Origin of the sequence: Bacillus sp. AFS053548, from assembly GCF_002575105.1 — a bacterium.
Classification (GTDB): domain Bacteria; phylum Bacillota; class Bacilli; order Bacillales; family Bacillaceae_G; genus Gottfriedia.
Window position 1 is genome coordinate 25,035 of sequence record NZ_NUHI01000039.1, and the last position, 6,845, is coordinate 31,879.

Genomic DNA, 6,845 nt, shown 5'->3' on the forward strand with positions numbered 1-6,845 from the left:
AACATAATTATATATTTCTATAAATACCGAAATATTAAACTTTAGAGAAGGAAGCCACTTGATTAGCTTCCTTCCTACTTTCTATTCATATCAATGCTTAGATTAGAACATTTAGATGCTTTTTAACATCATATTCTTCAATTGCTTCACCATTTTTCAAACGGTGTAAAAGATCTGGATTCGAAATTAGAGGACGCCCGAACGCAGCAACATCAATTGTTCCTTCTTTGATAGCTTTTTCTGCCATTTCAGGATTTAACGTTCCTACTCCAACAATAATTCCATCCCAGTATTTTCTAACAAGCTGATGCATCGTTTTACCATCTGCAAGTATACGATCAAATTGCATAATCGAAGGATGTAATAAAGTTGCACCGACTTCCTTGAATGCTTCAATAAATGTACGGATCGCATAATCTGGATCTTCCCACATATAACCCGGAATATCAGCTTTATGTGCAGAAAATCGAATCATCGTTCTTTCAGTACCAATTGCTTCGATAACTGCTTTTATTACTTCCTTCATGAAAGTTAATCTTTGTGGAAGTTCTCCACCGTATTGATCTGTACGATGGTTTGTAACATCTGAATTAAATTGATCGATTAAGTATCCATGTGCAGCGTGAATTTCGACTCCATCAAAACCAGCTTCAATCGCATTTTTAGCTGCTTGAGCATATTGATTGATTACTTCTTTAATATCCTCGGTAGTCATTTCTTCAGGTAGATCATATGGCTTACGAAAACGAGAAACTAATCCTTCTGCAGGAATCGCTGAAGGTGCTTGAGGTGGCATATTTCCAGCTAGCTCGTGATGAGATAATCGTCCAACATGCCAAATTTGAGAAATCATTGTGCCACCCTCATTATGAACAGCATCAGTTACCTTTTTCCAAGCTTTAATTTGATCCTCAGAATAAATTCCAGGAACACCTGGGTAACCTTTTCCACGTGGACTAATAACTGTTCCTTCAGAAATAATCAAACCTACACCATCTGCAGCTCGTTTACGATAATATTCGACTATATCTTCTCCAACTACACCTGTTTGATCATCTGCAAAACTTCTTGTTAATGGAGCCATTGCAGTACGACTACGTAAATTCCAAGCACCTATTTTTACTGGTTCAAAAAGTTTACTTTCTAGACCATTTTCTAATTTTCCCCAACTAGTTTCATCTTTGCTTACTAAACTCATATTCAATTCCCCCTTAGATTATTCGGTATTTCTACAAATACTGAAATATAAACTAAAATAATACCGCTTTATTTTTAAAGTAAAGCGGGTGCATATTTTTCCAAAACTTCTCGTTGTAAACTATAGTATCTGAAGGTTCCTTCTTTGCGTACTGTTAGCAAGCCGCAATCAAGTAATGGTTTTAAATGATGTGTCAATGTAGAATTGGCCGATACTTTTATTTGATTTTTCATTTCTAAACAAGCTAATTCAGATTGCTTAGCAAGTACTTTAACAATTTGTAAACGAGTGGATTCTCCTAATGCTTTATAAACCTTTACTGCAATATCATCGTTCACCACTTTAACCTCCTCTCAAAGACCAGCGCTTATTTCGGTATTTCTAGAAATATTGTATTTTAACTAATTTATGATGTCAAGAGAAATAATTCATAATAAAAAAGAATTTGGTTAATTGAAGAACACTATGAAATTGTTCACTTAATTTTAGAGTGTTGATTTTTTTCGGGAATATACGGTTGCAATAATAGCGTACATGTTTTATTCATATATAACTTGTTGATGCACCATTCTGGAATGTATATTTCCTTGTGTATTGTATTTTTTAGAGAAATCCAAAATCCCCACAAGGGACTTCATTACCTTGTGGGGTTTTTCACTTTCTACCTAATGAAATCAACCCGTAAAATCTATATGAGTAGATTAAACAATGTTGGGTTATTGTTTATTTCCATAAATTGAATTTCATGAAGATTCATTCGCTCAATCAATGCTTTGTAATCGGACTTATTTGCCAATTCTATTCCAACTAGTGCAGGCCCGTTGTCCTTATTGTTTTTCTTTGTGTATTCAAACCTCGTAATATCATCGTTTGGTCCCAATACTTTATCAAGAAATTCACGTAATGCGCCTGATCGTTGTGGGAAGTTGATGATGAAATAATGTTTTAGTCCTTGATGAATTAAAGACCTTTCTTTGATTTCTTGTAGTCGGTCAATATCATTATTTCCACCAGATACGATACAAACGACATTCTTACCTTTTATTTCATCTTTAAATAATTCTAAAGCTGATACAGACATAGCTCCAGCGGGCTCTGCAATTATTGCATTTTTATTATAAAGCTCTAAAATCGTTGTACAAATCTCGCCTTCTGGAATTGCGACAACTTGGTCAAGTACATCTCTACAGATTTCGTATGTTAAATAACCAACTTGGCCAACCGCTGCTCCGTCAACAAATTTCTCAATAGAAGGTAAAGTTACAACTCTACCATTTGCAATCGATTCGGCCATTGAAGCAGCACCCATCGGCTCTACTCCAATTACCTTAGTTGAAGGACTAATTCCTTTTATGTATGTTCCAACTCCAGAGCTTAATCCACCTCCGCCGATTGCTACGAATAGATAATCTACTGGACGGTCAATTTCATTTAATATTTCAACTGCAACAGTACCTTGTCCTGCAATTACATCTTGATCATCAAATGGATGAATAAATGTCATTTGATTTTCATTGCAATAAGTCTGTGCATTTTGATGAGCAATATCAAAGGTGTCACCGATTAATATAACTTCAACAAATGGTCCACCAAAGAATTTCACTTGAGATACTTTTTGATTCGGCGTTGTTGTTGGCATAAATATTTTCGCATACACCTGCAAATGATTACATGTATATGCTACGCCTTGAGCATGATTACCTGCACTAGCACATACAACCCCTTTTTGTCTTTCTTCATAAGACAAGTTGCTAATTTTGTAATATGCTCCTCTAAGCTTAAATGAGCGGATTATTTGTAAATCCTCTCGCTTTAAAAATACGTTACAATCATATTTTTCACTAAGCATTGTACTAATCTGCAAAGGTGTTTTATTCGTAACTTCTTTTAACGTATTATAGGCAACCAAAATATCCTCAATCTTAACAGTACTTTTTACTTTCTCCATATAACTACCTACCCTTTGCATTTTTTTATATAAATTCCATTATAGTAAAAGTTAATAAATTAATAAACAGAAAATTCAATTTTCTAATGAAAGTTTTATGTCAATTTGCATGATTGAAATAAAATGTGCCTAATATCGGTACTTTCATTCTAATTGGCAGTAATACACTAGTTATCATTTTCAGTAGGATATGCTATCATTTTCATATTAAATAAATAGATATTAGGTGATTTATAAAATGGAAAATCAATCTTTATTATTAATTGATGGCTTTAACTTATTAAGTAGAGGTTATTTTGCAACTTCATATGGTAGAAGTGATGAACAACTTTCTAAGACGAAAGATGGCGTTTATATAAATGCATTAAGGGTATTTATTCCAAAGCTTTTTAACTTAATTAAAGAGCATGACATTACTCATCTTGCAATTACTTGGGATGTTAAACGTGAAGAAACTGATCGTCGAAATAAATATGATTTTTATAAAGCAACTCGTGGAGAACTACCAACGCCACTTATTGAACAATTTTTCACTTTAAAAACAGCATTAGAAGAAATCGGTATTGCTCAACTTGAAATGGCACCATATGAAGCAGATGATTTAATGGGTACCTTATCAAATAAATGGTCTAATTCTGTTAAAAATAAATGCTATATTTATAGTAATGATCGAGACTTACTACAATTAATAAACGAGCATACCTCTCAAATCATTGCTCAAAAAACTGGTGAAATTGTTTACTCTCTTGAGCACTTCAGTAATGATTATGGGATCCATCCGAAACAATGGGTTGATGTAAAAGCGTTATTAGGTGATTCTAGTGATAATATACCTGGTTGCCCTGGAGTAGGAGAAAAATCGGCTATTCCATTAATTCAACTTTATAACTCAGTTGAAGAATTGTACGAGAATATGGAAAATCTTGATTCTAAATTTAATCGATACAAAAAGAAATTAGAAGCTGGGAAAGACTCTACTTTTATTAGTAAAGAGCTTTCTGCCATTACAATTGATATACCACATTTTGCTGAATATACATTTGAGGATTTAAAAATTAATATTGATGAAGATAAATTATCACTTAAGCTTGAGGAATTAGAAATTCGTGTAAAGCGATAAAAATCAAATTTTATTTAGGAGAAATATAAATGTCTGAGTATTGGAATGCGTATTTTAGTTTTATAAATGATAAACCTGCAACTTTAGTATTAGATATGGTAATTACTGAAGAAGCAAACATCGAAGATTATCCAACTATTGTTTGTATAAAGCTACAAATAAAAAATCCAGACGAACGAGGTTTTCCTAGTAAAAATGAATTAAATGTTTTAGAAAAAGTTAATAAGGATATTGATAAACGAATTAATCCAAAACTCTACCTTAATGTTGGAAGAGTGACGACTGATGGTTTTAGAGAACTTGTCTATTATACTTCGGAACAAGATCCTAAAATGCTTATTGAAGTTGCGGATCAAATCATTGAAGCATATGATTACGATTATGAAATGTATGGTATGGATGAAGAGGAACTATGGGAATATTATTTCGAATTTCTTTATCCAAACCAATACCATCTGCAGCATATAAACAATACTGAATTAGTTGAGCAATTAAAAAAATCAGGTGACAAATTAAAATTACCTCGTAAAGTCGAGCATTTCATTCTATTTAATGATGAAACAAAGATAAATGAGTTTATTAGCGAAATAGCAAAAGAAGGTTTTAAATTTGAAGAAAAGTATTCAAATATTGATGAAGATTTAGATGAAGACTATGAATTTACCGTACGTATTTCTAGAATAGATCATGTTGATTTAGATAGTATAGATGAACTAACTGATTTCTTAATCGAAACTTCAGAGCATTTCAGCGGTAATTATGATGGATGGGAAACTCTTTTTATCAAAGAATAAAGATTACATTAACTTCAAAATTTAATTTACCTTAAAAAATCTAAATAAAAGAACACTACAGTTTGATTAATTAAAGTAGTGTTCTTTTTAATTTGGCTCTGTTAAGTTTACATGCTGATTTTTGAACTAAATTGATTGTCTAACTAGACAAGCTTAGGGACTCTTAGGCAGATTAGTGACATAAGAATTAGCTGAAAACTATGTGTAACAGGCAAAATTCCCCCAAGTGACAAATATTCACTAAACTGCCATTTAGGCCAATAAAAAAATCGACTAGTTAGCCGATTTTTTTAATATATGCAGGCGTAAATTACTTTACCATATTCTGATTATTTTTAGTCTTTAACTTGTAAATAATAGCCAAAGAAATAATTACTAATCAGGAGTAATACCTGTTAGGAAGAAAAGAATCACAGTATAACCTCATTTATTCACCTACTAAGCCATCACCATCTCGATCATCCATATATTTATAGAGCCATGAATCGCGCGTAATTGGCATTTTAAAGCCTGCAGCTTTGGCTTCAGCGATCGTAACACTTCCGTTATGATTTGTATCCACTTTACTAACATCTTCATTACTATTTTTCGTTTTGTTTGCAGGTAACTTGTCTGTTTTCGGTGGCGTACTGTTCGCATTTGTCGTTTTCCCTAAATTTTTGTTCACTTTATCTGGGTTTACATTGTCAAATTCATCTGTAATGGATCTGCCCTGAATTTTGTATGTGAATTTATAATGGTTAGGAATTTGCGTCTGAGTATTTGGATAGTGAATCACTGCTACGAAATCAGTGCAACCTCCTGCATCTCGAATTACTTTTTCCATATAGGCTTGATCACCGTGCCTATTGAGATTGCTGTCCTGAGGTGTAATGTTATATGCGTTTGATACTCCCCCAAGCGAGTCAGCAATCACATGCCCTTTATCCAATGTTGGACTCTCTGTACCGGGAACATTTGCTTCATCAGAGTAATATCTACCTGATGACAAAACATGATCAGTATTCGAATTTTGAAGTGTTATCTTTTTCGCCTCAACACGAATTAGCTGACCGTATTCATTTGTATACGCCCAATATTCCCGTTTGCCAAATCCGACATCTACTTTGACATTCGGCTGTCTATGTCCTGACATATCCCCGCCGTTTACTACTATTAGGGTATAATTACTGTAATTAAATCCGTTCGTTGTACTTGTTGGCTTTGAAGTGCTAGATGCAGGAACACTTTTCTTGGGTTCACTATCACTCTTTGGTTTTTCTGTGTCATCGGCAGATGTACTCTTATTGGTTTCAACTGTTTTAGAAGCCGTGCTCGCTTCCGATTGCACTTTTTTTGACGAAGTCTGTTCAGTGATTTTTCCGCAACCTACAAATACAGATAGTAAAATCACAGTAAATAAAGTCAAAAATATTCTTTTGTTAATTCTTTTGTTCACACTTCTGCACACCTTTCTCATGTTTCTACTCTAGACAAATAATATTAAACAATAACAAAATTTGATCTTTTGTTGTAATATATCTATTGTTGGTAATGAATCCTTATTCAACTAAACTGCCATTTACTTGGATAAGAATAAAGCTTCCGAACTAGCTTTAAAAAATAGCGTTTACTATAAAATAATACACCAACCAACACATACATACAACGAAATATAATTTTCCTTTTTCTAGGTAACAATTAAACCAAATAAATTCATGTATTCTATTTTTTGTTCTTCCCCTTAAAATTACCTAATCATATGCGACTAAACTGCCATTTAAGACAATCGAGTAGGAGGGGGCG

6 protein-coding genes are annotated in these 6,845 nt (G+C 33.1%); 2 read left to right on the forward strand and 4 right to left on the reverse strand.

Translation table 11 applies throughout. The features are described 5' to 3' along the window. Window positions 1-97: 97 nt before the first annotated feature. From CN946_RS19810 to ilvA, 3 genes are all read right to left on the reverse strand, one after another. On the reverse strand, window positions 98-1,198 hold the full coding sequence (locus CN946_RS19810) for an alkene reductase (RefSeq protein ID WP_098862667.1): 1,101 nt from the start codon (window positions 1,196-1,198) through the stop codon (window positions 98-100). 74 nt (window positions 1,199-1,272) lie between these two features. After that, the gene (locus tag CN946_RS19815; protein WP_098121922.1) at window positions 1,273-1,536 is read right to left on the reverse strand and encodes an ArsR/SmtB family transcription factor; all 264 of its coding nucleotides are present in this window, start codon (window positions 1,534-1,536) and stop codon (window positions 1,273-1,275) included. A 350-nt stretch (window positions 1,537-1,886) separates the two neighbouring features. After that, complete coding sequence (gene ilvA / locus CN946_RS19820; RefSeq protein ID WP_098862668.1) at window positions 1,887-3,146, reverse strand: threonine ammonia-lyase IlvA; 1,260 nt, start codon at window positions 3,144-3,146, stop codon at window positions 1,887-1,889. A 238-nt stretch (window positions 3,147-3,384) separates the two neighbouring features. Between ilvA and CN946_RS19825 the strand changes: the two genes are divergently transcribed. Beyond that, window positions 3,385-4,266 (forward strand): 5'-3' exonuclease, encoded by an 882-nt coding sequence (locus CN946_RS19825; protein WP_098862669.1) that lies wholly within the window; start codon window positions 3,385-3,387, stop codon window positions 4,264-4,266. Window positions 4,267-4,295: 29 nt separating this feature from the next. Beyond that, window positions 4,296-5,060 (forward strand): DUF695 domain-containing protein, encoded by a 765-nt coding sequence (locus tag CN946_RS19830; RefSeq protein ID WP_098862670.1) that lies wholly within the window; start codon window positions 4,296-4,298, stop codon window positions 5,058-5,060. 427 nt (window positions 5,061-5,487) lie between these two features. Here CN946_RS19830 and CN946_RS19835 read toward each other — a convergent pair whose 3' ends face one another. Then, window positions 5,488-6,498: a DNA/RNA non-specific endonuclease gene (locus tag CN946_RS19835; RefSeq protein ID WP_286133992.1), complete on the reverse strand. Its 1,011-nt coding sequence runs from the start codon at window positions 6,496-6,498 to the stop codon at window positions 5,488-5,490. Window positions 6,499-6,845 lie beyond the last annotated feature (347 nt).

What these genes read in the sequence shown, in the direction of transcription:
- CN946_RS19810 (WP_098862667.1), bottom strand. Translation starts at nt 1,198, where the DNA reads ATGAGTTTAGTAAGCAAAGATGAAACTAGTTGGGGAAAATTAGAAAAT.
- ilvA (WP_098862668.1), bottom strand. Translation starts at nt 3,146, where the DNA reads ATGGAGAAAGTAAAAAGTACTGTTAAGATTGAGGATATTTTGGTTGCC.
- CN946_RS19825 (WP_098862669.1), top strand. Translation starts at nt 3,385, where the DNA reads ATGGAAAATCAATCTTTATTATTAATTGATGGCTTTAACTTATTAAGT.
- CN946_RS19830 (WP_098862670.1), top strand. Translation starts at nt 4,296, where the DNA reads ATGTCTGAGTATTGGAATGCGTATTTTAGTTTTATAAATGATAAACCT.